The organism is Bradyrhizobium sp. FW305-F6 (assembly GCF_058782905.1).
On sequence record NZ_JBYSYD010000001.1, the window covers coordinates 1333434 to 1355715 of the forward strand.

General features: G+C 63.1%; 20 protein-coding genes. 13 read left to right on the forward strand and 7 right to left on the reverse strand.

Annotated elements, in window-relative coordinates; genetic code table 11:
• Positions 1 to 204: 204 nt before the first annotated feature.
• From AC3WLX_RS06460 to AC3WLX_RS06480, 5 genes are all read right to left on the reverse strand, one after another.
• The gene (locus AC3WLX_RS06460; protein WP_492335156.1) at positions 205 to 1020 is read right to left on the reverse strand and encodes an NYN domain-containing protein; all 816 of its coding nucleotides are present in this window, start codon (positions 1018 to 1020) and stop codon (positions 205 to 207) included.
• A gap of 52 nt (positions 1021 to 1072) precedes the next feature.
• Positions 1073 to 2542, reverse strand: coding sequence for a tripartite tricarboxylate transporter permease (locus AC3WLX_RS06465; RefSeq protein ID WP_291624238.1), 1470 nt, complete (start codon positions 2540 to 2542; stop codon positions 1073 to 1075).
• A 29-nt stretch (positions 2543 to 2571) separates the two neighbouring features.
• Positions 2572 to 3054, reverse strand: a complete 483-nt coding sequence (locus tag AC3WLX_RS06470) for a tripartite tricarboxylate transporter TctB family protein (protein ID WP_291624233.1) — start codon at positions 3052 to 3054, stop codon at positions 2572 to 2574.
• Positions 3051 to 4019, reverse strand: a complete 969-nt coding sequence (locus AC3WLX_RS06475; protein WP_492335157.1) for a Bug family tripartite tricarboxylate transporter substrate binding protein — start codon at positions 4017 to 4019, stop codon at positions 3051 to 3053. The genes AC3WLX_RS06470 and AC3WLX_RS06475 overlap by 4 nt, the downstream gene beginning before the upstream one ends.
• Positions 4020 to 4337: 318 nt before the next feature.
• The gene (locus AC3WLX_RS06480; protein ID WP_291618899.1) at positions 4338 to 6467 is read right to left on the reverse strand and encodes an acetate--CoA ligase family protein; all 2130 of its coding nucleotides are present in this window, start codon (positions 6465 to 6467) and stop codon (positions 4338 to 4340) included.
• A gap of 351 nt (positions 6468 to 6818) precedes the next feature.
• On the opposite strand from AC3WLX_RS06480, the gene AC3WLX_RS06485 reads away from it, so the two are divergent.
• From AC3WLX_RS06485 to maiA, 4 genes are all read left to right on the forward strand, one after another.
• A complete protein-coding gene (locus AC3WLX_RS06485; RefSeq protein ID WP_291618902.1) occupies positions 6819 to 7514 on the forward strand; it encodes a GntR family transcriptional regulator in 696 nt (231 codons plus the stop codon).
• A gap of 75 nt (positions 7515 to 7589) precedes the next feature.
• The gene (oxc, locus tag AC3WLX_RS06490) at positions 7590 to 9323 is read left to right on the forward strand and encodes an oxalyl-CoA decarboxylase (RefSeq protein ID WP_492335158.1); all 1734 of its coding nucleotides are present in this window, start codon (positions 7590 to 7592) and stop codon (positions 9321 to 9323) included.
• Positions 9324 to 9473: 150 nt separating this feature from the next.
• Positions 9474 to 10751, forward strand: a complete 1278-nt coding sequence (gene frc, locus AC3WLX_RS06495; RefSeq protein WP_492335159.1) for a formyl-CoA transferase — start codon at positions 9474 to 9476, stop codon at positions 10749 to 10751.
• A 468-nt stretch (positions 10752 to 11219) separates the two neighbouring features.
• The gene (gene maiA, locus AC3WLX_RS06500; protein WP_291618893.1) at positions 11220 to 11867 is read left to right on the forward strand and encodes a maleylacetoacetate isomerase; all 648 of its coding nucleotides are present in this window, start codon (positions 11220 to 11222) and stop codon (positions 11865 to 11867) included.
• Between the two features lie 155 nt (positions 11868 to 12022).
• Here maiA and AC3WLX_RS06505 read toward each other — a convergent pair whose 3' ends face one another.
• A complete protein-coding gene (locus AC3WLX_RS06505; RefSeq protein WP_492335160.1) occupies positions 12023 to 13159 on the reverse strand; it encodes a hypothetical protein in 1137 nt (378 codons plus the stop codon).
• A gap of 263 nt (positions 13160 to 13422) precedes the next feature.
• A complete protein-coding gene (locus AC3WLX_RS06510) occupies positions 13423 to 14325 on the reverse strand; it encodes a LysR family transcriptional regulator (protein ID WP_492335161.1) in 903 nt (300 codons plus the stop codon).
• A 142-nt stretch (positions 14326 to 14467) separates the two neighbouring features.
• Here AC3WLX_RS06510 and AC3WLX_RS06515 point away from each other — a divergent pair, with 142 nt between their 5' ends.
• The 9 genes from AC3WLX_RS06515 (at position 14468) to AC3WLX_RS06555 (ending at position 22134) form a co-directional block, all read left to right on the forward strand.
• Positions 14468 to 15256: an enoyl-CoA hydratase/isomerase family protein gene (locus AC3WLX_RS06515; protein ID WP_492335162.1), complete on the forward strand. Its 789-nt coding sequence runs from the start codon at positions 14468 to 14470 to the stop codon at positions 15254 to 15256.
• A 62-nt stretch (positions 15257 to 15318) separates the two neighbouring features.
• A complete protein-coding gene (locus tag AC3WLX_RS06520; protein ID WP_492335163.1) occupies positions 15319 to 15969 on the forward strand; it encodes a peroxiredoxin-like family protein in 651 nt (216 codons plus the stop codon).
• Positions 15970 to 15998: 29 nt separating this feature from the next.
• The gene (locus AC3WLX_RS06525; protein WP_492335164.1) at positions 15999 to 16958 is read left to right on the forward strand and encodes a DMT family transporter; all 960 of its coding nucleotides are present in this window, start codon (positions 15999 to 16001) and stop codon (positions 16956 to 16958) included.
• 109 nt (positions 16959 to 17067) lie between these two features.
• Entirely contained in the window at positions 17068 to 17220 is a 153-nt protein-coding gene (locus AC3WLX_RS06530) for a hypothetical protein (protein ID WP_492335165.1), read from the forward strand.
• Positions 17221 to 17491: 271 nt separating this feature from the next.
• Complete coding sequence (locus tag AC3WLX_RS06535) at positions 17492 to 18796, forward strand: ABC transporter substrate-binding protein (protein ID WP_492335166.1); 1305 nt, start codon at positions 17492 to 17494, stop codon at positions 18794 to 18796.
• A 71-nt stretch (positions 18797 to 18867) separates the two neighbouring features.
• On the forward strand, positions 18868 to 19767 hold the full coding sequence (locus AC3WLX_RS06540; RefSeq protein WP_492335167.1) for a branched-chain amino acid ABC transporter permease: 900 nt from the start codon (positions 18868 to 18870) through the stop codon (positions 19765 to 19767).
• Positions 19767 to 20723 carry a branched-chain amino acid ABC transporter permease gene (locus AC3WLX_RS06545; protein ID WP_492335168.1) on the forward strand — a complete coding sequence of 319 codons (957 nt, stop codon included), beginning with the start codon at positions 19767 to 19769 and terminating at the stop codon, positions 20721 to 20723. The genes AC3WLX_RS06540 and AC3WLX_RS06545 overlap by 1 nt, the downstream gene beginning before the upstream one ends.
• Positions 20723 to 21466 (forward strand): ABC transporter ATP-binding protein, encoded by a 744-nt coding sequence (locus AC3WLX_RS06550; RefSeq protein ID WP_492335169.1) that lies wholly within the window; start codon positions 20723 to 20725, stop codon positions 21464 to 21466. The genes AC3WLX_RS06545 and AC3WLX_RS06550 overlap by 1 nt, the downstream gene beginning before the upstream one ends.
• On the forward strand, positions 21463 to 22134 hold the full coding sequence (locus tag AC3WLX_RS06555) for an ABC transporter ATP-binding protein (protein ID WP_492335170.1): 672 nt from the start codon (positions 21463 to 21465) through the stop codon (positions 22132 to 22134). The genes AC3WLX_RS06550 and AC3WLX_RS06555 overlap by 4 nt, the downstream gene beginning before the upstream one ends.
• Positions 22135 to 22282: the final 148 nt, after the last annotated feature.

Below are 22282 nucleotides of genomic sequence, written 5' to 3' on the forward strand. Positions count from 1 at the left end.
CATTGTTCCGGTTCCGCCTGCCGAAGACGTTACCGAAGCGGAGACTGTTACCGGGTAACACTTCAACCCGTGGCGATCTCGTGACCAGCCGTCAACTCCAGCGCCTGCCCCCTCGCGAACCATCCCGCTATGCGCGGTGTCGGCCGACACAATTGCTGCGCCACCGTCGTGCTGGGCAGCGCGTTGGCTGCGCCATGCCGGCGATCATGCGCCCCGCGCGGTTGCGGCTTTCGCCGCAGCCGGCCGCGCTCCGCTGCGCCGCTTTCGAGCAGCGCGCGGCTTGGGCAGAGACGAGGTCGCGGGCTTCACCCGAATTCGCACCGATCCGCCTTTCGCTTGCTCCTCAAGTTCGAAGGCGTTCGTCTTGCGCACAAGGTCGCTCAGCTTGCGGGAGCCGAAGGTCCTGGAATCGAAATCGGGGGCCAGGGCGATGAGTCGCTTTCCCATCTCGCCAAGATCGACCCAGCCGTCCTCGCTTTCCATCTGGGCGATGGCTTTCTTGATCACGGGAGTGGCGGCATCCGGGGGCTGGAGCGGCTGAGGCTTCGCAGCTGAATCCTGGTTGTTCGTCGTGCCGCCGCGCAGGTTCTCGGTATAGACGAATCTGCGACAGGCCTGCCGAAAGCTTTCTGGCGTCTTCTGCTCGCCAAAGCCAAAGACATCGATGCCCTGCTCTCGGATGCGTGCGGCAAGGCGCGTAAAGTCGCTGTCGGAAGAGACCAGGCAAAAGCCATCGAAGCGTCCGCTGTGAAGCAGGTCCATCGCATCGATGACCAGGGTGATGTCGGATGCATTCTTGCCCGTCGTATAGGCGAATTGCTGCTGCGGGATGATGGCGTGCTTCGACAGGATATCGGCCCAGGCCTTGGACCGCGCATTGGAGAAGTCGCCGTAGATGCGGCGAACACTGGCTTCGCCGATCTTGGCGATCTCCTCAAACAATCCATCCGCAATCCTGGCGGAGGCATTGTCGGCATCGATCAGGACGGCGAGACGGGGCGAGCGAACTTCGGACGGCATGGCGTATCCCCAGGAGTGACCGCAGCATCACACGATGCGTGAATCGAAATATTCAATCCTCGTTCGCCTTGAACCGCCCGAGCCCTTTCAGCACGAAGGGCGCCAGCAGTGCGATCAGCGCGATGCTGAGAAGCGTCGCCGAGATCGGGCTCTGCACCAGCGTCATGGGATCGCCGAGGCTTATCGCGAGCGCACGGCGTAGCTGGCTCTCGGCGATCGGGCCGAGGATGAGGCCGACCACGACGGGCGCGATCGGGAAATCGAACCGGCGCATCAAAAAGCCGAGCACGCCGAAGCCGGCCAGCATCGACAACTCCACAACCGACGGCTTGGCCGCGATCGTGCCCATGGTCGCGAACACGAGGATGCCGGCGTAAAGCCAGGGCTGCGGGATCGCGAGCAGCCGCACCCAGAGGCCGACCAGCGGCAGGTTGAGCACCAGCAGCATCATGTTGGCGATGAACAGGCTGGCGATCAGGCCCCACACCAGATCAGGCCGCTCGGCGAACAGCAGCGGGCCCGGGTTGAGGCCGTATTGTTGAAAACCCGCCAGCATCATCGCGGCTGTCGCCGAGGTCGGCAGTCCCAGCGTCAAGAGCGGCACCAGCGTGCCGGCGGCGGAGGCGTTGTTGGCGGCTTCGGGTCCGGCGACACCTTCAATCGCCCCCTTGCCGAATTCTTCGGGATGCTTCGTCAGCCGCTTCTCGGTCGAATAGGACAGGAAGGTCGGGATCTCCGCACCGCCCGCGGGCAGCGCGCCGATCGGAAAGCCGAACATGGTGCCGCGCAGCCATGGCTTCCAAGAGCGCTTCCAATCTTCCTTCGTCATCCACAGCGAACCGCGTACCGGCTCGAGCTTTTCCTCGGTGTGGTGGCGGCGTGACGCCACATAGAGCGCTTCGCCGACCGCGAAAAGGCCGACCGCGAGCGTCGTCACCTCGACGCCATCGAGCAACTCGGGGACGCCGAACGTAAGCCTCGCCTGGCCCGTCAACTTGTCGATGCCGACGAGGCCAAGGGTCAGGCCAATGAATAGGCTGGTCAGGCCGCGGATCGGGGAATCGCCGAAGGTCGCCGACACCGTGACGAAGGCGACGCACATCAGCGCGAAATAATCCTCAGGGCCGAAGCGGACGGCGACATCGACCAGCCATGGCGCGAGGAAGGCGAGCCCGATCGTAGCGATGGTCCCCGCAACAAAGGAGCCGATCGCGGAGGTGGCGAGCGCCGGCCCGCCGCGACCGGCTTTGGCCATCTTGTTGCCTTCCAGAGCGGTCGCCATCGAGGCGCTCTCGCCGGGCGTGTTGATCAGGATCGCGGTGGTCGAGCCGCCATACATGCCGCCGTAGTAGATGCCCGCAAACATGATCAGCGAACCGCCGGGATCGAGCTTGTAGGTCACCGGCAGCAGCAGCGCGACCGTCAGCGCCGGGCCGATTCCGGGCAGCACGCCGACAGCCGTACCGAGAAACACGCCGATCAGCGCATAAAGCAGGTTCATCGGCTGGATGGCGACGGCCATGCCGTGCGCCAGGGCCGCAAAAGTGTCCGTCACAGCAATCGCTCCAGCGGGCCGGTCGGAAGGCTCAGCGTCAACAACCGGTCGAACGCGAGATAGATCAGGATCGACATCACGAGCGCAATGATGGAGTCGACCACGATGGCACGGCGGCCGAAGGCCGCCGACGTCGTCACGAACAGTGCCGACGTCGCCAGGATGAAGCCACCGCCAAAGCCGATGATGGCGATCAGCAGGGCAAGTCCGATGAGGATCAGAAACACCGGAACCGGATCGGTGCTCTCGCGCGCCGGCAGATTGCCGCGCAATGCGTCAATGAAGTTGCCGATCGCGAGCAGTGTAAGGCCGCTGGCGACCACGACCGGCATCGCTTCCGGCCCCATACCGTACATGGCGGTGGATTGCAGGCCGCGCGCGTCCCAGACCAGCACCGCGGCGAGACCTGCGAGCAGGGCAGCGATGACGAGGCCGGCACGATCGACGCGCCGCGGCTGGACGGGATCGCTCGAGGTCATGACTTGACCAGGCCAACCGATTTCAGCACGTCGGTGACACGCACCGTTTCCTTCTTCAGGAAGTCGGCAAAAGCGTCGCCACCGAGATAGGCGTCCGCCCAGCCCTTCTGCTTGAGGATTTCCTTCCAAGCGTCGGACTTCACCATCTTCTCGACCGCATCGCTCAAGGTCTTGCGCTGCTCCGGCGTGATGCCTGGAGGCGCGACCACCGAACGCCAGTTGGCGATCACGAGGTCGATGCCCTGCTCTTTGAAAGTCGGGATGTCGCTGCCCGGGATGCGCGCTTCCGACGTCACGCCGATCGCGCGCAACTTGCCGGACTTGATCTGCCCTTCATATTCGCTGAGGCCCGAAATGCCGGCCGTGACCTTGCCGCCGAGGATCGCCGCCAGCGACTCGCCGCCGCCGGAGAACGGGATGTAGTTGATCTTCTTGGCATCGGCGCCGACGGCGCCCGCGAACAATGCTGCCATGACATGGTCGACGCCGCCGGCCGAGCCGCCGGCGAAGGTCACCTTGGCGATATCGGCCTTCACCGCGGCAGCCAGATCCTGCGCATTCTTGATCGGCGAATTCGCGGGAACCACGATCACCTGGATCTCCTCGGTGAGGCGCGCGATCGGCGTCACCTGCTCCAGCGTCACCGGCGACTTGTTCATGGCGAGCGCCCCCACCATGACGAAGCCGTTGACCATCATCTGGTTGCCGTCGCCCTTGGCACCATTGACGAATTGCGCGATGCCGACGCTGCCACCCGCACCGGGAACATTGGTGACCTGCACGCTGCGCGCGACCCCGGAGGCGACCAGCGCCTGCTGCATCGAGCGCGCGGTCTGGTCCCAACCGCCGCCAGGAGCAGCCGGAGCCATCAGCTTCAGCTCGAGCTGCTGGGCAAAGGCCGGCGTCGCTGCCGCGAGGGTCAGCGCGACCGCTGCGCCGACAAGGCGCGTGGGAAACTGAAACATGAAGACGCTCTCCGGGGCTCATGCGGACGTTTGCCGCATTGTGTCGTTTGGTCGCATATCAGCCAAAACGGCCGATGCTGTCCAGTGACATGCCTCGGTGGGTTTGATCGGGGGACGCCGGGATCGCTGCGCCGAGGGCGGCCGTCGGTGTTGCAGCGATGATGTCGCGGCTCTCCATCCTTGAGGACCAGACCCGGAATCTCAAGGTTCCGGGTTCGATGCGCCGGGCCGCGCTTGCGCGGTCTCCGTCGCATCGCCCCGGAACGACGTACTCTGAAAAGCGCCGCTCCGGATCATCTCGAAGGGGCTTCAACGCCCTCAGAGCAGCCCTGCCCCGCGCGCCCATTTGTACTTGGCGCCCAGCACCTCGACCGGCATCTCAGTCGAATAGGCGTAGGCCGGGATGCCGTTCTGGTAGAGATATTCGGCGGCTTCCTCGACCTCGACGTCGCCGGCGAGCGAGGCGACCATGGGTTTCACGAAGCCCTTGGCCTCCATCTCCTTCTTCACCTCGACCATGTTGCGGGCGAACACCATCGGCGGTGTGACGATGGTGTGCCAATAGCCGAGGATCAGGGCGTGGATGCGCTCGTCCGACAGGCCGAGCTTCACGGTGTTGACGTAGGTGATCGGAGGCTCGCCGCCGGTGATATCCACGGGATTTCCGGCGGCACCAAACGGCGGGATGAACTTGCGGAAGGCCGCGTCGAGATCTGGCGGCATCGACATCAGCGACAGGCCGTTGTCGACGCAGGAGTCCGACAGCAGCACGCCCGAGCCGCCAGCGCCGGTGATGATCAGCACGTTCTCGCCCTTCGGCGTCGGCAGCACCGGCACGCCACGGGCGAATTCGAGCAGCTGGCGCAAGCTCCGGGCCCGGATCACGCCGGACTGCTTGAACACGTCTTCATAGATGCGATCGTTACCGGCGAGCGCGCCGGTGTGTGAGGACGCGGCCTTCGCGCCGGCCGAGGTGCGGCCGGCCTTGAGCACGACGACCGGCTTCTTCTTGGAGACGCGCTTGGCGGCCTCCGCAAAGGCGCGGCCGTCCTTGAGGTCTTCGCAGTGCTGCGCGATCAAATTGGTGTTCGGATCCTGCTCGAAGAAGGCGAGCAGATCGTCCTCGTCGATGTCGGACTTGTTGCCGAGGCCGACGATCGCGGAGACGCCCATCTTTGCTGAGCGCGAGAAGCCGATGATGGCCATGCCGATGCCGCCCGACTGCGACGACAGCGCCGCGTGGCCCTTGACGTCGTAGGCGGTGCAGAAGGTCGCGCAGAGATTGGCAGGCGTATAGTAGAAGCCGTAGATATTCGGTCCCATCAGGCGAATGTCGTACTTCTTGCCGACCTCGACGATCTCGGCCTGCAGCTCCGGCGCGCCGGCCTCGGCGAAGCCCGACGGGATCAGGACTGCGCCCGGAATCTTCTTCTCACCGCATTCGGTGAGCGCCGCAGCCACGAACTTGGCGGGGATGGCGAATACCGCGACGTCGATCACGCCGGGCACGTCCTTGACGCTCTTGTAGGCCTTGTAGCCGAGGATTTCGGCGGCCTTCGGATGGATCGGATAAATATCGCCCTTGTAGCCGCCGTTGATGAGGTTCTTCATCACGGAGTTGCCGATCTTGCCGTCCTCGGCGGAGGCGCCGACCACGGCGACCGCCTTCGGCTGCATGATGCGGTTCATCGCTGCGACGATCTCTTCGGTCGGGCGCGGCTTGGGCTTCGGCACATAGGCGAAATCGACGACGATGCGGACGTCTGCGGCCGTTGCATCCTTCGGGGTGGCGAACACGGGGTTGAGGTCGAGCTCGACGATCTCAGGGAAATCGGTGACGAGCTGCGAGACCTTGACGATCACGTCGGCAAGGGCGTTGCGGTTGACCGGCTCGCCGCCGCGCACCCCCTTCAGGATCTCATGGGCCTGGATGCCGTCGAGCATCGAGAGCGCGTCCTCCTTGGTCGCGGGCGCAAGGCGGAAAGTAATGTCCTTGAGCACCTCGACCAGCACGCCGCCGAGGCCGAAGGCGACGAGCTTGCCGAAGGAGCCGTCGGTGATCGACCCGACGATCACCTCGGTGCCGCCAGCCAGCATCTGCTGCACCTGGACGCCCTCGATCTTGGCGTCAGCCTTGTACTTCTTGGCGTTGGACAGAATGGTCTCGTAGGCCTTCTCGGCCTCTTCGGTCGTCTTCAGGCCGACGATGACGCCGCCGGCTTCGGTCTTGTGGAGAATGTCCGGCGAGACGATCTTCATCACGACTGGGAAGCCCATCGCAGAGGCCATCTTGCCGGCCTCACCCGCCGACTTGGCCACCCCCTCCTTCGGCACCGGAATGCCGTAGGCGTCGCAGACCAGCTTGCCTTCCGGGGCCGTCAGGCTGGTCCGGTTGTCCGCCTTGACCTGGTCAAGCACGTTGCGGACGGCATCTTTGGAATTGGACATGTGGCTTCTCCCTTGACCTCAGTTCGTTCTTTTCAAAGCGCGCGCGTGTGTGCGGCTGCCCGTGATGCTTGCCATTCGCCGCGCTCTGTTCCATGTCGCGGACCGGAGCGCATAAAAAGCGCTAGGCTACTCCGCCGCCTTGGATCAAAAATGGCTGGCGATGGCATTTGGTATGCCAGAAGCCAACTTGTCAAGCTGGAGCTTGTCTTAGAACGCCGCAAAAAATCGCCAGCTTGACATTCTGGCATGTGGTATGCCAAAAACTTTCTCGTTAATATTCCTGTAAAAGACGACTCCCACTGGAGGAGATTCGTCGTGTCACTACGGAAACCAACCAAGGCGTTGCCGAACATGGCCGAGGCAGACATCGCAATCGTTCGCATTGCCCCGGAGAGCAGCTTCAAGAACAAGGCGTATGACGCCTTGAAGGAAGCCATCCTCAAGATGGACATCTATTCGACGCCCGAGCCGGTGATGCTCGACGAGCGCGCATTGTCCGAACGACTTGGCGTCAGCCGCACGCCGATCCGCGAAGCCATTGCGATGCTCGAGCAGGACGGCTTCGTGAAGACGGTGCCGCGCCGCGGCATCATGGTGGTGCGCCGGACCAAGAGCGAGATCGTCGACATGATCCGCGCCTGGGCGGCGTTGGAGAGCATGGCCGCGCGCCTCATCACCACCACCGCGCGCAAGAAGGACATCACGGCGCTGCGCGACTACTTCAAGGATTTCAGCAAGGACCGCCTGCCCGAAGATCATGTCGAGGAATATTCCCGGGCCAACATCGCCTTCCACCAGGCGCTGATCTCGCTGTCGGAATCGCCTGTGCTGGTCGATCTCACCAACGACCTCCTGCTGCACGTGCGCGGCTATCGTCAGCTGACGATCGGACGCAAGGATCGCACCGCGACCTCCCTGCCCGAGCATCTCGGCATCATCGAAGCGCTGGAGGCGCGCGACACCGAGCTCGCCGAGAAGCGCGCCCGCGATCACACCCTCGGCCTTGCCGCCTACGTCGAAGCGCACGGCCAGGAATTGTTCACATAACTTCTCACTTAGACCATTCGCGCCAGAAGGGCGAGCAACTCGCCCCGCTATCTCAAGACCAGGGAGACAAGGCCCATGCTGAACACCGCGACCAAGTCCGAAGCACCGGGCACCGAGCAGGACCTGACGGATGGCTTTCATCTCGTCATCGACGCGCTCAAGCTGAACGGCATCAACACCATTTATAATGTGCCGGGCATCCCGATCACGGATTTGGGCCGCATGGCGCAGGCTGCCGGTATTCGCGTGATCTCCTTCCGTCACGAGCAGAACGCCGGTTACGCCGCGGGCATCGCCGGCTATCTCACCAAGAAGCCCGGCGTCTGCCTCACGGTGTCCGCGCCCGGCTTTCTCAACGGGCTCACCGCGCTCGCGCACGCCACCACCAATTGCTACCCGATGATCCTCGTCTCCGGCTCTTCCGAGCGCGAGATCGTCGACCTCCAGCAGGGCGACTATGAGGAGATGGATCAGCTCGCGATCGCAAAGCCGCTGTGCAAGGCGGCCTACCGCGTGCTGCACGCCCAGGACATCGGCATCGGCTTCGCCCGCGCCATCCGCGCCGCGGTCTCCGGCCGTCCGGGCGGCGTCTATCTCGACCTGCCGGCAAAGCTGTTCGGCCAGGTGATGAACGCCGAGGCCGGCCGCAAGTCGCTGGTCAAGGTGATCGATGCAGCGCCCGCGCAGATCCCCTCGCCCGCTTCGGTGAAGCGCGCGCTAGACGTACTCAAGAGCGCCAAGCGTCCGCTCATCATCCTCGGCAAGGGCGCGGCCTACGCGCAGGCCGACGAGGAAATCAAGAATTTCGTCGAGAAGAGCGGCGTGCCGTTCCTGCCCATGAGCATGGCCAAGGGGCTGCTGCCCGACACCCATCCGCAATGCGCCGGCGCGGCCCGCTCGACCGTGCTGAAAGAGTCCGACGTCGTCATGCTGATCGGCGCGCGGCTGAACTGGCTGCTGTCGCACGGCAAGGGCAAGAGCTGGGGCGAGGCGCCGAAGAAGTTCATCCAGGTCGACATCGAGCCGAAGGAGATGGACTCCAACGTCGAGATCGTCGCGCCCGTGGTCGGCGACATCGGCTCGGTCGTCGCCGCCTTCAACCAGGCGCTCGCGTCCGGCTGGACCGCCCCGCCCGCCGAATGGACCAAGGCGATCTCGGCCAAGCGCGAAGAGAACGTCGCCAAGATGGCGCCGAAGCTCATGAACAACAAATCGCCGATGGACTATCACGGCGCGCTCGGCGTCCTGAAGAACGTCATCAAGGAGTACCCCGAGGCGATCCTCGTCAACGAGGGCGCCAACACGCTCGACCTCGCCCGCGGCGTCATCGACATGTACCGCCCGCGCAAGCGCCTCGACGTCGGCACCTGGGGCGTGATGGGCATCGGCATGGGCCAGGCGATCGCCGCCGCGCTCGAGACCGGGCACCCCGTGCTCGCGGTAGAAGGCGACTCGGCGTTCGGCTTCTCCGGCATGGAGGTCGAGACCATCTGCCGCTACAACCTTCCGATCTGCGTCGTCATCTTCAACAATGACGGCATCTATCGCGGCACCGATGTCAACGGCGCCAACGCCGATCCGGCGACGACAGTGTTCGTCAAGGGCGCGCGCTACGACAAGATGATGGAAGCCTTCGGCGGTATCGGCGTCAACGCGACCTCGCCCGATGAACTGAAGCGCGCCGTCAACGAAGCCATGGCGTCCGGCAAGCCGACGCTGATCAACGCAGTGATCGACCCGGCCGCCGGCTCGGAGAGCGGCCGCATCGGCAACCTCAATCCGCAGAGCGTTCTGCAGAAGAAGAAGTAAGTCCGGGTCATTCCCCGCGCAGGCGGGGAATCCAGTCTTCGCCGGAGCATCCATCGTGGCGAGCACTGAGCCCAACCGGAACGACAGCGAATACTGGATGCCCGCCTTCGCGGGCATGACGGGAAACAGAGTGGTAACAGGAGCAACACGATGACCAAAGCGCTCGAGGGCGTTCGCATTCTCGACTTCACCCACGTCCAGTCCGGACCGACCTGCACGCAGCTGCTGGCCTGGTTCGGCGCCGACGTGATCAAGGTGGAACGCCCGGGCGTGGGTGACATCACCCGCGGCCAGCTGCAGGACATCCCGAACGTGGACAGCCTGTATTTCACCATGCTCAACCACAACAAGCGCTCGATCACGCTCGACACCAAGAACCCCAAGGGCAAGGAGGTCCTGACCGAGCTGATCAAGAAGTGCGACGTGCTGGTCGAGAATTTCGGCCCCGGCGTGCTCGACCGCATGGGCTTCCCCTGGGAGAAGATCCAGCAGATCAACCCGAAGATGATCGTCGCCTCGATCAAGGGTTTTGGCCCCGGGCCGTACGAAGACTGCAAGGTCTATGAGAACGTCGCGCAGTGCACCGGCGGCGCCGCGTCCACCACCGGCTTCCGCGACGGCGTGCCGCTCGTCACCGGCGCGCAGATCGGCGACAGCGGCACCGGCCTGCATCTGGCGCTCGGCATCGTCACCGCGCTCTTCCAGCGCACCCACACCGGCAAAGGCCAGCGCGTCACCGCCGCGATGCAGGACGGCGTGCTCAACCTCTGCCGCGTCAAGCTGCGCGACCAGCAGCGCCTCGCCCACGGCCCGCTCAAGGAGTACAGCCAGTTCGGCGAAGGCGTGCCGTTCGGCGATGCCGTGCCGCGCGCCGGCAACGATTCCGGCGGCGGCCAGCCCGGCCGCATCCTGAAGTGCAAGGGCTGGGAGACCGATCCCAACGCCTACATCTACTTCATCACCCAGGCCCCGGTCTGGGAGAAGATCTGCGACGTGATCGGCGAGCCCACATGGAAGACCGATCCGAACTACGCCAAGCCGGCCGCCCGCCTGCCGCGCCTCAACGAGATCTTCGCCCGCATCGAGCAATGGACGATGACGAAGACGAAGTTCGAAGCGATGGAGATCCTCAACAAGGACGACATCCCCTGCGGCCCGATCCTATCGATGAAGGAGATCGCGGAAGACCAGTCGCTGCGCGCGACCGGCACCGTGGTAGAGGTCGACCACCCCACCCGCGGCAAGTACGTCTCGGTCGGCAACCCAATCAAGCTGTCGGACTCACCGAGCGACGTGCAGCGCTCCCCGTTGCTCGGCGAGCACACCGACGAGATCCTGCGCTCGGTGCTCGGCCTCTCGGATCACCAGGTCGCCGAGATCCACAAGTCCGGCGCACTCGACCCTCCGCAAAAGCAGGCCGCGGAGTAAGCGGGCCACATCGAACGAGAAGAAGGGGCCGCCCGGATGGGGCGGCCCTTTTTGCTTGGGAAGCGTGCAATAGCGGGCGCAAACCAAAAGGTGGAAAAACAACCCCATGCACAGTAGCCATCCCATTGGCTCGCAACGATATTTCTGATTCGACGAAAAACTCCTGACCCGTCGGGCAAAACAGGGGTAGTATGGCATCGTGGGTGTCATGCCAGGAGTGCATCTTGGGGCTCGCTGCCGCACATCGGAACGGCTCTCCGACCACACCCCGTTCGCGGAAGGGCTGCATAGGTCTGGAGTCCAAGGCGACCGGACGTCAGCGCGAGGCGCAAGGACGTCAGCTAGAGCACGAAGCGGACAAATCGGCGAACCTTGCGGAAGGTCGACTAACGGCCAGCTGCCGTCTTCACTCGGATCGCGGCTGGTAGAATACAAGCATCCATCGTCGCAGCGCAAAGGACCAACGACATGATTGTCTACACATGGTGGCGTTCGCTTGCGGCGTTTCGCGTGCGCATCGTTCTAAACCTGAAAGGTGTGTCGGCGGAAGAACGACAGGTGGATCTTCGCAAAGGCGAGCAGCACGATCCGGCATTTCGCGCGATCAACCCGCAGGCAGCCATCCCGGCGCTCATTCTCGACGATGGGCGCATCCTGGTTCAATCTATGGCCATTATGGAATATTTCGAGGAGGTTTACCCTGCGCCGCCACTGCTGCCCGCCGACGCTACCGAGCGGGCGCGCGTCCGCGCTTTAGCCCAGATGGCGGTGGCCGACGGCCATCCGCTGGTCACGCCCCGTGTTCGCGAGTACCTCGAACGTGAACTTGGGCACGACGAAGTGCAATACATGGCGTGGAGTCGGCATTTCACGGGTGCTGCGCTGGCGGCGATGGAAGGGCATCTGAGACGCGATGCTCAAACCGGCACGTTCTGCCATGGTGACCAACCAACGCTGGCAGACGTCTGCCTTGCCAGCCAAGTTGTGGGCTTTTCCTATTTCGGTGGGACCGCCGACGCGTTTCCTGTCGTGCACCGGATCTATTCAGCCTGCATGCAAATCGATGCCTTCCAGCATGCACACCCACTCGCGCAACCAGACGTCCCGAAGCCGTGATCGCTGCGACCAGAGAGAACATGACGCGCCACGGCGAATGTCTGCCTTGGGTCACAGGCCGCGTTGGGGCAACCAGAGTTCGCGTCCGCTCTGCCTTCCCAAACCGACATTGCGATGACTCAGCCCGGTTCGGTTAAGGGCCAGAAGCGGAAGAATCACAACCGTGCCTCGTCAGGTATCCCCCAAAAGGCACGCACAAACAAACGGGCCGGCGGCAGCACGGCATCGAGATCAACCGGGGCGCGGTCCAACGTGACTGCAACTAGATCGTAGTTCGCACCATGGTCGCTTGTCGTGTCCCTAAGCATTACGCCGTCCGCGGTGTGGCATCGAATTGAATGTCCTTCGCGAAAGCGCTCCTCGGAGACCGCGCATGTTTCGCCAAGAATGGTTTCAGTTCGGCTGCTGTCCGGCAATTTCTGTTCGGCAATTGCCCTAAGTGCCTTCTCGACGCTTAATTGTACCGGCTCGCCAGCCGCGTCGCTTTGAAAAATGACGCTGAGCTGCTCTACCTCGTTTTTAAACGTGATCCTGCGTCCCCCTTTTCCGTCCACGTCCTCAGTGTAAGTCCAGGGATAGTGTCGTCGGATCGTGCGCGTCTGGACCCGCCGGTCCGGGCTCGCGTTGAGCCTACTTTGCAGGACTACGGTAACGTCGTCCGGCGAGTTGGATGGCCTCGGCACGGTTGGCGTCGTTAGCCAGGACTTCAGTTCAAGCCTGCCGGCGGGCGGTAGCACTGCAGCAGGAGCTACCGGCTTCCGTACCATCTCGATAGTGTCGAAAGACCTACCCGGCAGAAGGTCGCCCTCAATCCGGGACCATAGCTCGATGCCGTCAGGAGTCACGCAACTCAAGCTTCTGGCATCGCGGCGGCCAAGGGTCTTCGACAAGTTCCAGACTTCGCAACCTTCACTGAGCAATGTTTGGCGTTCGCCGGTCTTGAAGGGACCATCACCCCACCGAATGAGATGAGCCATGGCCGGACCGCGCAGGACATGCAACCAGTCGTGGCTCTCGCTTTGTGCAGTCGGCTCACGAGCGAAGGTGACGAACAGTCCTCCAGGACCGAAATAACTCGTCGAACGATAAGCCTTCTTGTCAAAATTCCCGTCGATCCGCATCCACCCGCGGTGGAAAGTACGAATTTCCTTAAAGGTCGGCCCATGAGAGAGTTTCACGAAAATCGTAGCGACGTAATCTGGCGCATTCTTCAAAGGCAGGAATGGAGCTTCGGGAGCGGCGGACGCGATATGCGGCCAGATCAACGCAAAGAAGAGCGCCCATTTTTTCATTTCATTCGCCTTTAGAGGAACAAACGAGCCCGCGCGGTTGTCCGCGCAACCATCAAAGCCAACCTGTCTACGCGGCTCGCATCACGCAAATAAACTGCCCCCAAGTCTCCAGTCGGCGAATCAAAAATACAGGAATCGAGTGCCGACGATTTCAGGCAAAGCATTTGCCAACAGTTAAGCATGACCGCTAGTCGTGCCGGTTTTTCTAATCGGGGTTTATTACGTTATTAAGGTGACAGTGCACTCAATTCTTATGCTGGCGCTCAGTCAGCGGATAGGCCATAGCGGCTGAGCACCGGATCGATCTCGAGTTCGTTGGCCAGGAAATCAATCATTGCTCGCACCTTGAGCGGCACGAAGCGGCGCGACGGGTACACGGCATTGAGCGGCAGAGGCTTGGGCTCGTATGACCTGAGCAGAACTTGCACCTTTTTGTGCTTCACTTCATTCGAAAACGCGAATGCCGGGATGACGGCGATGCCGAGACCGGCAAGCACGCCTTCACGCACGGCTTCCGAGTTGTCGACGCGATAGCGGCCCGAGACAGCCACCACCAGCGGCCCGTCCTTGCTCTCAAAGTGCCATCGATTTCCCGTGGCGAGGCGCGTGTAGACGATGCACTGATGGCGTGCGAGGTCGGCAGGCGCACGTGGTGTGCCGTGCATCTTTAGATAGGCCGGTGAGGCTACCGTAAGCCGGCGCACCATGCCGATATTTCGCGCAACCAGGCTCTGGTCGGCGATCTCGCCAACGCGTAGCGCCAGGTCGATGCCCTGCTCGACGAGATCGACGAAGCTATCGCTCATCGTCACATCGATCGACAGATCAGGATAGCGCGAGAGGAAGCTGGCAAGGCGTGGCACGATATGTCGACGGCCGAGCACCACCGGCACAGCGAGACGTAGCGTCCCAGTGGGTTTCGCTTGCCGCCGGCCAACCGCGTTTTCCGCCTCGCCAACGGCCTCCAAAGCACGGAGCGCATGCTCGTAGAATGCGCGGCCATCGTCGGTCAGCGTCAAAGCACGTGTCGTACGGGTGAGAAGGCGCGAACCGAGATGCTCCTCAAGCGCTGCGATCTGCCGGCTGATCGTCGGCTGCGTCGAGTTCTGTTCGACTGCGACCGCGGTGAAGCTGCCGGCTTCGACCACTCGGACGAACGTCTTCATCGGGCCCAGTAGATCCATTATTCATACGCCTTTCGTATCAATGATATGAAATATGTAGGCGTTCCGCAAGCTGCAGACATGAGCCATTGATGCATCACGCGACGACACAACGCCGCCGGTACGCAACGCTACGGAGATGATCATGAGCGCCGAAACCAATTCAGTACCGGCCTATTTCAGCCGCTACGCCCATCTCCGCATGAGCCGGGACGCTGACGGCATATTGCTGGTCGAGATGCACACAAACGGCGGTCCGATTAAATTCGATGCGCGCGACCATGAGGGCTTCACGGACGCCTTCTACGAGATCAGCCGCGACCGTGGAAACAAGGTCGTCATCCTGACTGGTGTCGGCGACTACATGGCCGAGATCGACTTCGACAGCTTCGGAAATGTCGGCGATGCCAATGTCTGGTCGAAAGTGCACGACGAAGGCACCCAGATCCTCGAGAACATCGCGAACATTCGCGTGCCGATGATCGCCGCCATCGAGGGCAAGGCGCACATCCATACCGAGTATGCGCTTCTCGCCAACGTCATCGTTGCTGCCAAGACGGCGACTTTTCACGATCTGCCGCACTTCGCCGGCGGGATCGTTCCAGGGGATGGCGTTCACACGACGTGGGCGTACCGCGCTGGAGCGGGCCGAACCGAGGCATTCCTCCTTAGCCCGCGTCCGGTTACGGCCGAGGAAGCGGCAGCATGGGGCGTCGTGAATTACCTGGCGGATGCCGGCAGTGCCGTCGCGGTCGCCCGTGATCTGGCGCAGCAATACCTCAAGCAACCCGAGGTGACGCGCCGCAATACACGCATCCACTTCATCCAACCGCTGAAAGAGCGGATCGTCCGCGAAGTCGGCTACGGACTCGCGCTCGAAGGCGCCAGCGCCAACGCCCTCGTACAACAGATGATGGCCACGTCAAAGACCTGAGCCCCCCATCGGCCAATGGCCGGATTCAATCCCCTTGCCACCGAACATTCCGGAGAACGATCATGTCCCTGCAAACCGAACTCGACACCTTCAAGACATCCTGGCGCGAGCGCGTCGGCGCCGAAACCGCGAAGCTCGTCGATGACGACAATGCGGCGCTGCAGTCGCTGGCCGAACGCGCGCTCAAGGCCGGTGCTCAGTTTCCGGAAACTGAGCTGCCGAATCAGATCGGTGGCACGACCGAGCTCGGCGCTCTGATCGCGAGCGGCCCACTCGTTGTGACCTTCTATCGCGGCGGCTGGTGCCCCTACTGCAATCTCGAACTGCGCGCCTACCAGAAAGCGCTGCCTGAGATCACGGCACTTGGCGCCCGCCTCGTCGCCATCGCGCCGGAGACGCCCGACAACACGCTGACGACCTCGGAGAAAAACGCGCTGAGCTTCGACGTATTGAGTGATACGGACGGTGCGCTGGCGGATGCACTCGGCATCCGCTTCCAGCTCTCGCCAGCCATCCAGGCGCTTTACCGGAAATTCGGCCACGACCTGCCGACCCGCAACGGGGACGGACAGTGGTCGCTGCCAATACCGGCGAGCTACGTCATCGAGAAAGGCGGTCGTATCGCACTCGCGAGCGTCGATCCCGACTACCGCAACCGGATGGATCCGGCCGTAGCGCTCTCGGCGCTTCGCAAGATCGCCATCGCAGCCTGATCTCAGATCTCAAGAACAAGAGAGTGGTCATGAGCACGCCCCTTTCCACGTTTGCCGTACCGACCGTGCCTTCACGGGTGGCTCTGCGCGATCGCCCGGAGGTGCGAGGCCTTGCACTCGGCCTGCTGGCTGCGAGCGTCTGGGGCTCCTATCTGGCAATGGCTCGCGCCGGTGTCTCGGCGGGTCTCCACGCCACCGACATCGCAGCGATCCGGTACGGCGTCGCAGGATCGATCATGCTGCCGTGGTTGTTGAGGCACGGCATCATGGGGATGGCCGGCATGGGTATGATGAAGGGCGCCGCGCTGACACTGCTGGTCGGGCCGCTCTTCGTCATAACCGGTGTGTCAGGCTATTCATTCGCGCCGCTGGCCCATGGTGCCGTCATCCAGCCGGCAGCGCTGACGCTCGGGTCGATCGGACTAGCGTTTCTGGTCCTGGGTGATCGGCCGACGATCGCGCGCGTTGTAGGTGTCGCCATAATCCTTACCGGGCTCGCTGTGATTGCCGGGCCCGGTTTGATGACCGGGACGGCATTGACGCCGGTCGGCGACCTGCTGTTCGCGACCGCCGGCCTGATGTGGGCAATGTTTACGGTCCTCAGCCGCCGCTGGGGCGTGTCGCCGGTCGCAGGCACCGCTGTGGTCTCGGTGCTTTCAGCAGCTGTCTACGTGCCCGGCTACGCCCTGACGATCGGAGCGGATCGTGTCTTGGCGACTCCGTTGCCGATGCTCGCGGCGCAAATCCTGGTGCAAGGCGTTCTCTCAGGCGTCGTCGCTGTCATTGCTTTCTCGAAGACTGTTCAAATTCTTGGTGCCGGGCGCGCCGCGGTCTTTCCCGCTCTCGTCCCAGCCGTCGCAATCCTGATCGGCATGCCCATCACAGGCGAGATTCCAAACAGTCTCCAGCTTGCAGGGCTGACCCTGGTCAGCACCGGTTTGCTGGTGGCGATCGGCGTGATCGCTCTGCGGAAGCCTCGGAGTCACTGAGGAAATTTAGACAGCAAAGAGTTCGAAACATCGGCTGAATGGGCAAAGCGGATGCTGCCGTCGCGGCTGCCAGCGACTGCGCCGACTTCTGCAACGAGGCACCCTCGAAATGCGCTGGAGCAGCACGACCGATGCCGACGGCTTCTTCGTGTTCTACGGGCCGGAGCAATACGAGGTCCTCACCTCGAAAGCATATCTCGACGGGCTCAACGCGCCGTCGCCGTGGTCGGCGAAGATGATGCCGCATCGTCGGCTGAAATGAAGGAGGCCGCAACCAGGAGCCCTTGCGCGCTGCGGGCTCTGGCCGGAGCTTTTATCGCACGATGGAATTAAAGGCATCGACCATGTTGGGGACCGTGTCCCTCCACTCGCGCAGGCCGACACAGTGCGCTGCGGCATCGAACCGGGTTCGTCGGATCGCGAATGGCGGTCAAGGGGGCTGGCAACGCGCGACAATTATAGTACCGTTGTTCCAATAAGAAGCGCACGGCGGCTGAAGCCGGGTGCGACATATAGAACAGGGAGGACTTTCAATGCAGTTTCTCAAGACTGCGGTTGCGGCCGGGCTTATAGCTGCGACCTTTACCGGCACCTCGCTTGCACAGACCAAGCCGTCGGAGCTCAAAATCGGCATCACGACGTTCCTGTCGGGCCCTGCATCGGTCTTCGGTGTGCCGGCGAAGGCCGCGGCGGAGATGATCGCGGAGGACCTCAACAAGAAGGGCGGCATCGGCGGCGTGCCGGTCAAGCTCTCCTTCATCGACGAAGGCGCGGGAGGCGAAGCGCTCGTCTCCAACTACCGACGCGTGGTGCAGGACGAAAAGGTCGATGCCACGTTTGCTTCGATCTCGTCGGGCAGCTGCACCCAGCTGGTGCCGGTCGCCGAAGACCTCAAAGTCATGAATTTCATGTGGGACTGCGGTGCGGCCTCCATCCTCGAAACCAAGAAGTACCGATACAATTTCCGGACCCAGGCGAACGGCACGCCGGAAATGCTGGCCGTGCTGCTTTACCTGCTCAAGACCAAGCCCGACTTCAAGACGATCGCGGTGGTCAATCAGGATTATGCATGGGGCCGGGAGAGCTGGGAGATCTTTTCGACCGCGCTCAAGGCGATGAAGCCGGACGTGCAAGTCGTCGCGGAGCTCTTCCCGAAGTTCGGCGCACCGGACTACTCCACCGAGGTTTCCCGTCTGTTGGCGCTGCGGCCGGACGTGGTTCTGACCACGTCCTGGGGCGGAGATCTCGACACGCTGGTCCGCCAGGCCGGTCAGCGCGGGCTGCTGCAGCAGTCGACCTTCGTGCTCGGAATCGGCGAATCGTCGATCCAGCGGTTGGGCAAGGACTTGCCTGAAGGCCTGATCGTCGGCGCGCGCGGAGACCACTGGTTCCTGCATCCCGAGAAGAAGGACGACGCGGCCTTCAAGGCGTTCAATGAAGCCTTCAAGGCGAAGACCGGTGCATGGCCGATCTACCCGGTCTATCACATGGCGCAGGCGTTCAAGGCCCTGCAGACGGCCTACGACAAGGCCATCAAAGCCAACGGCGGCAACTGGCCCACGCGCGAGCAGGTGGTCGACGCCACGGCGGGCACCGAGTTCGCCACCGGCTTCGGCCGTCCGATTACGCTGCGGCCCGAGGACAACCAGGGTCTCGAAGCTCAGCTGGTCGGCGTCACCAAGTCCGTTCCGGGGTACGACTTCAAGCTGCTCGACAACATGATGATCTTCGATCCGAAGACGATCACCAACCCGGCGGGCGTACGGTCGGTCGAGTGGCTGAAGACGCTCAAGCCGGACTTCGTCAAGATGGACGTGCCGAGCTTCAAAGCTCAGTAACGGCACGCTCGACTTTTGATCCCCGTCCTCCGAGCCTCGACCCGGAGGACGGACCTTTTCCGAAGGCCTTCATGAACTCGACACTCGCTATCCTGGCTATCCTCGACGGGATCAGCTACGCCGCACTGGTGTTCCTGGTCTCGGTCGGGCTCAGCCTGATTTTCGGCGTGCTGCGCGTGGTCAACGTCGCGCACGGCTCGCTGTACGCGTTCGGCGCCTATCTGGCTGCGACGTTCAGCCTTGCAGTCGCGCCGATATCGCCTTGGCTCACCTATCCCGCGCTGCTGGCCGCCTCCATCGTGATCGGCGTCGTATGCGGCGGTTTCATCGAACGGTTTCTGCTGCGGCCGCTCTCCGGACAGGATGACGTCCTCCAGCTTCTGATCACTTTCGCCGCCTTCATGATCATGGACAATTTGCAGCGTCTGATCTGGGGCGTGCAGCCCATCTTCGCCGCGGAACCGTTGAGACTGCTTCCCAACGTCGCCGTGTTCGGCGTCAGCTACACCTCGTACCAGGTTATTCTCCTGCCCAGCGTCGCATTGGCGACGCTGCTCGGGCTCCGGTACTTCCTGCGCAGGACGCTGTCGGGAGCGGTGATCCTTGCAGTCACGGAGGACCGCGAGGCTTCGACGGCCATCGGGATCGACGCAAAACGCGTCTATTTCGTCACCTTCGTGATCGGAGCGAGTCTGGCCGCATTGGGAGGAGCGCTGGCCTCGCCGACCACCTCGCTGGTCCCCGGCATGGGTGCCGATATGATCGTGCTTTCCTTTGCCGTCGCTGCGACCGCGGGTCTCGGCCAGATCGAGGGCACCGCGCTCACCGCGCTGATGATCGGCCTGACCCGTGCCTTCGTGATCTATCTCCAGCCGGAATTCGAAGTTCTGGTTCCCTATCTGCTGATGGTGCTGGTGCTTCTGGTGCGTCCGTTCGGCCTGTTCGGCGCCGTGCAGGTCAGGAAAATATGATGAGCGGTCGCATCAAGCCGGTCACCGCCGTCGCGATCATCTTCTTTCTGGTCAGCGCCGTCGCGCCCCTTTTTGTGTCGAGCTGGGCGACCCTGTTCGCGTTGATCCTCGCGAAGGGCATCGTCGTTCTCGGTATCATTCTTCTGCTGCAGGCGGGGCAGGTGTCGTTCGGACATGCCATGTTCTTCGCGACCGGGGCGTATACCGCGGCATTCTGGGGCAAGTATGTCGGTGGCGGCGACATCGTGCTCTTCATCGCGCTGGGCGGCATAACCTCCGCCGTCTTCGGACTCGTCGTCGGGCTCTTCGTCGTCCGCTACCGGGAAATCTTTTTCGGAATGCTGAATCTGGCGTTTTCGATGGTGCTGTGGTCGCTGCTGGAGAAGATGTTTCATTACACCAACGGCGCCGACGGCATCCGGGTCCCTCGTCCGGCCCTGTTGGGGCTGTCGTTTACGCCCGAAACCTTCCAGTACGTCATTCTTTACGTGAGCCTCTTGGCCGCGGTCGTCGCCTTCTACGGCGTGCAACGCTATCTCGATAGCCCGCTCGGGCACATGCTGCGTGCCATCAAGTCGAACGAGACCCGGCTTGAGTACCTCGGGACGTCCGCGCGGCGCGTGCTTCTGATAGGCTACGTGATCTCGGCTTTTCTCGGCGGCATCGGCGGCGCGCTGGTGGCGATCATCCAGCAGATCGCCACGCCCGAGTTCGGGTTCTGGACGAAGTCGGGCGAGTTCGTGTTCATCGCGATCCTCGGCGGCAGCGCCCACGCCTTCGGAGCGTTCGCCGGCGCGGCGATGTTCGAGTGCGTGCGCTTCTATGCGGCGGCCCACCTGGCCGACACCTGGCAGCTGATCCTCGGCGTGGTCCTGATCGTCATCATTCTCTATGCGCCCAACGGACTGATAGGTCTCAGGCAGCGCTACGGCCAGGCGAAGCAGGGAGGACATTGATGGCCAACGTCCTCCTTTCCGCGAAGGGCATCAAGATCCGGTTCGGTGGCGTCGTCGCCGCCGACGGTATCGACCTGGACGTGCTCGAAGGCGAGAACCTCGCGATCATCGGACCGAATGGCGCCGGAAAGACCACCTTCCTCAACATCTCGACGGGTTATCTGCGGCCGCAGGCCGGAAGCATCAGCTTCCTGGGCCAGGAGATCACGGCGCAGCTCCCGCGCACGATCACCAAGCTCGGCATCGCGCGGGCCTTTCAGATACCGCAGCTCTTTCTCGATCAGACCGTGATGGAGAACATGCTGATCGCCGCGGCCTCGCGGCTGGGAAGCCCTTCCGGCTTCACGGCGCTTTCCGCCCTGCCCGAGCTGCCTGAAATGGAGCGCCTTCTGGATCTCGTCGGCGTCAAGTCGTATGCGTCTCGCAAGGCGAGGGAGCTTCCCGAGGGACAACGCAAGCTGGTCGACATAGCTCTCGCGCTGGCGCTGAAGCCCAGACTGCTGCTGATGGACGAGCCCACCTCGGGCGTCGCCTCCGCAGAGAAGCTGGAGATCATGGACATCCTGACGTCCGCGCTCGCCAAGGAGAAGGTGACTTCGGTCTTCGTCGAGCACGACATGGACATGGTGGAGCGTTATGCCCACCGGGTCGCGGTGTGGAACGTCGGGAAGATTCAAAAGGTCGGCACGCCGGCGGAGGTTCTGGCCGATCCCAAGGTCCGCGAACAGGTGATCGGCATATGACGGCGATGCTGGACTTCGAGAACGTCAACGTCGCGATCGCAGATGCACCGGTGCTGCGCAGCGTCAGCTTCTCGCTGCCGCCGGGCGCGACCGCCGCGCTCATCGGGCGAAACGGCGCCGGCAAGACCACGACGGTGCGGACCATCATGGGCTTCACGAAGGCGAGCGGCACCGTGCGCCTGGGCGGTCAGGACCTCCGACATGTTCCTCCGCACCGCCGGCCCTTCTTAGGGATCGGCTACGCCCCCGAAGACCGTCGTCTCTTCTCGGCCTTTACGGTGGAAGAAAACATTCTGTTGCCCGGTCGCGTCGCGAAACTCGGCGCGGACGAGGCGCGCCGGCGGCTGGAGCGAGCGTACTCCGTCCTGCCGGAGCTTCGGGAACTGGCGGGTCGCCCGGCGGGCTCCGTCTCAGGCGGCCAAGGCAAGATGGTCGCGCTCGGACGCGCCCTGATGCTGGGCACCCGCCTCGTCATTCTGGACGAGCCGTTCCAGGGCCTCGCACCCGTGCTGGCGCAGAGGTACGCCGAGGCGCTGCGTCGGCTTCGCTCGCAGGACCCGGACATTACCCTGCTGATCACGGAGTCGAACCCGAAGCTGCTCGAGACCTTCGCCGACGTGACGCTGACGATCGAGCGCGGTGAAATCGAAAGCCGGGTCCGGGCGTAGCGCTCCTCCGGTTCGGCGTGCAAAACAGACGATCGAGCCAAGCTCCATCGAGGCTTGCCGAACTGACGAATCTACCGGGGAGCCCTCCTGAAGCGGGCGTCTCGAAGGATGGCCGGAAAAATGCGATAGCCCGACGTAAGACAAGGAG

Bases quoted from the DNA above. Each gene is read 5' to 3' on its own strand.
- AC3WLX_RS06460 (WP_492335156.1), bottom strand. From the start codon at position 1,020: ATGCCGTCCGAAGTTCGCTCGCCCCGTCTCGCCGTCCTGATCGATGCC.
- AC3WLX_RS06465 (WP_291624238.1), bottom strand. From the start codon at position 2,542: ATGGCCGTCGCCATCCAGCCGATGAACCTGCTTTATGCGCTGATCGGC.
- AC3WLX_RS06470 (WP_291624233.1), bottom strand. From the start codon at position 3,054: ATGACCTCGAGCGATCCCGTCCAGCCGCGGCGCGTCGATCGTGCCGGC.
- AC3WLX_RS06475 (WP_492335157.1), bottom strand. From the start codon at position 4,019: ATGTTTCAGTTTCCCACGCGCCTTGTCGGCGCAGCGGTCGCGCTGACC.
- AC3WLX_RS06480 (WP_291618899.1), bottom strand. From the start codon at position 6,467: ATGTCCAATTCCAAAGATGCCGTCCGCAACGTGCTTGACCAGGTCAAG.
- AC3WLX_RS06485 (WP_291618902.1), top strand. From the start codon at position 6,819: ATGGCCGAGGCAGACATCGCAATCGTTCGCATTGCCCCGGAGAGCAGC.
- oxc (WP_492335158.1), top strand. From the start codon at position 7,590: ATGCTGAACACCGCGACCAAGTCCGAAGCACCGGGCACCGAGCAGGAC.
- frc (WP_492335159.1), top strand. From the start codon at position 9,474: ATGACCAAAGCGCTCGAGGGCGTTCGCATTCTCGACTTCACCCACGTC.
- maiA (WP_291618893.1), top strand. From the start codon at position 11,220: ATGATTGTCTACACATGGTGGCGTTCGCTTGCGGCGTTTCGCGTGCGC.
- AC3WLX_RS06505 (WP_492335160.1), bottom strand. From the start codon at position 13,159: ATGAAAAAATGGGCGCTCTTCTTTGCGTTGATCTGGCCGCATATCGCG.
- AC3WLX_RS06510 (WP_492335161.1), bottom strand. From the start codon at position 14,325: ATGAAGACGTTCGTCCGAGTGGTCGAAGCCGGCAGCTTCACCGCGGTC.
- AC3WLX_RS06515 (WP_492335162.1), top strand. From the start codon at position 14,468: ATGAGCGCCGAAACCAATTCAGTACCGGCCTATTTCAGCCGCTACGCC.
- AC3WLX_RS06520 (WP_492335163.1), top strand. From the start codon at position 15,319: ATGTCCCTGCAAACCGAACTCGACACCTTCAAGACATCCTGGCGCGAG.
- AC3WLX_RS06525 (WP_492335164.1), top strand. From the start codon at position 15,999: ATGAGCACGCCCCTTTCCACGTTTGCCGTACCGACCGTGCCTTCACGG.
- AC3WLX_RS06530 (WP_492335165.1), top strand. From the start codon at position 17,068: ATGCGCTGGAGCAGCACGACCGATGCCGACGGCTTCTTCGTGTTCTAC.
- AC3WLX_RS06535 (WP_492335166.1), top strand. From the start codon at position 17,492: ATGCAGTTTCTCAAGACTGCGGTTGCGGCCGGGCTTATAGCTGCGACC.
- AC3WLX_RS06540 (WP_492335167.1), top strand. From the start codon at position 18,868: ATGAACTCGACACTCGCTATCCTGGCTATCCTCGACGGGATCAGCTAC.
- AC3WLX_RS06545 (WP_492335168.1), top strand. From the start codon at position 19,767: ATGAGCGGTCGCATCAAGCCGGTCACCGCCGTCGCGATCATCTTCTTT.
- AC3WLX_RS06550 (WP_492335169.1), top strand. From the start codon at position 20,723: ATGGCCAACGTCCTCCTTTCCGCGAAGGGCATCAAGATCCGGTTCGGT.
- AC3WLX_RS06555 (WP_492335170.1), top strand. From the start codon at position 21,463: ATGACGGCGATGCTGGACTTCGAGAACGTCAACGTCGCGATCGCAGAT.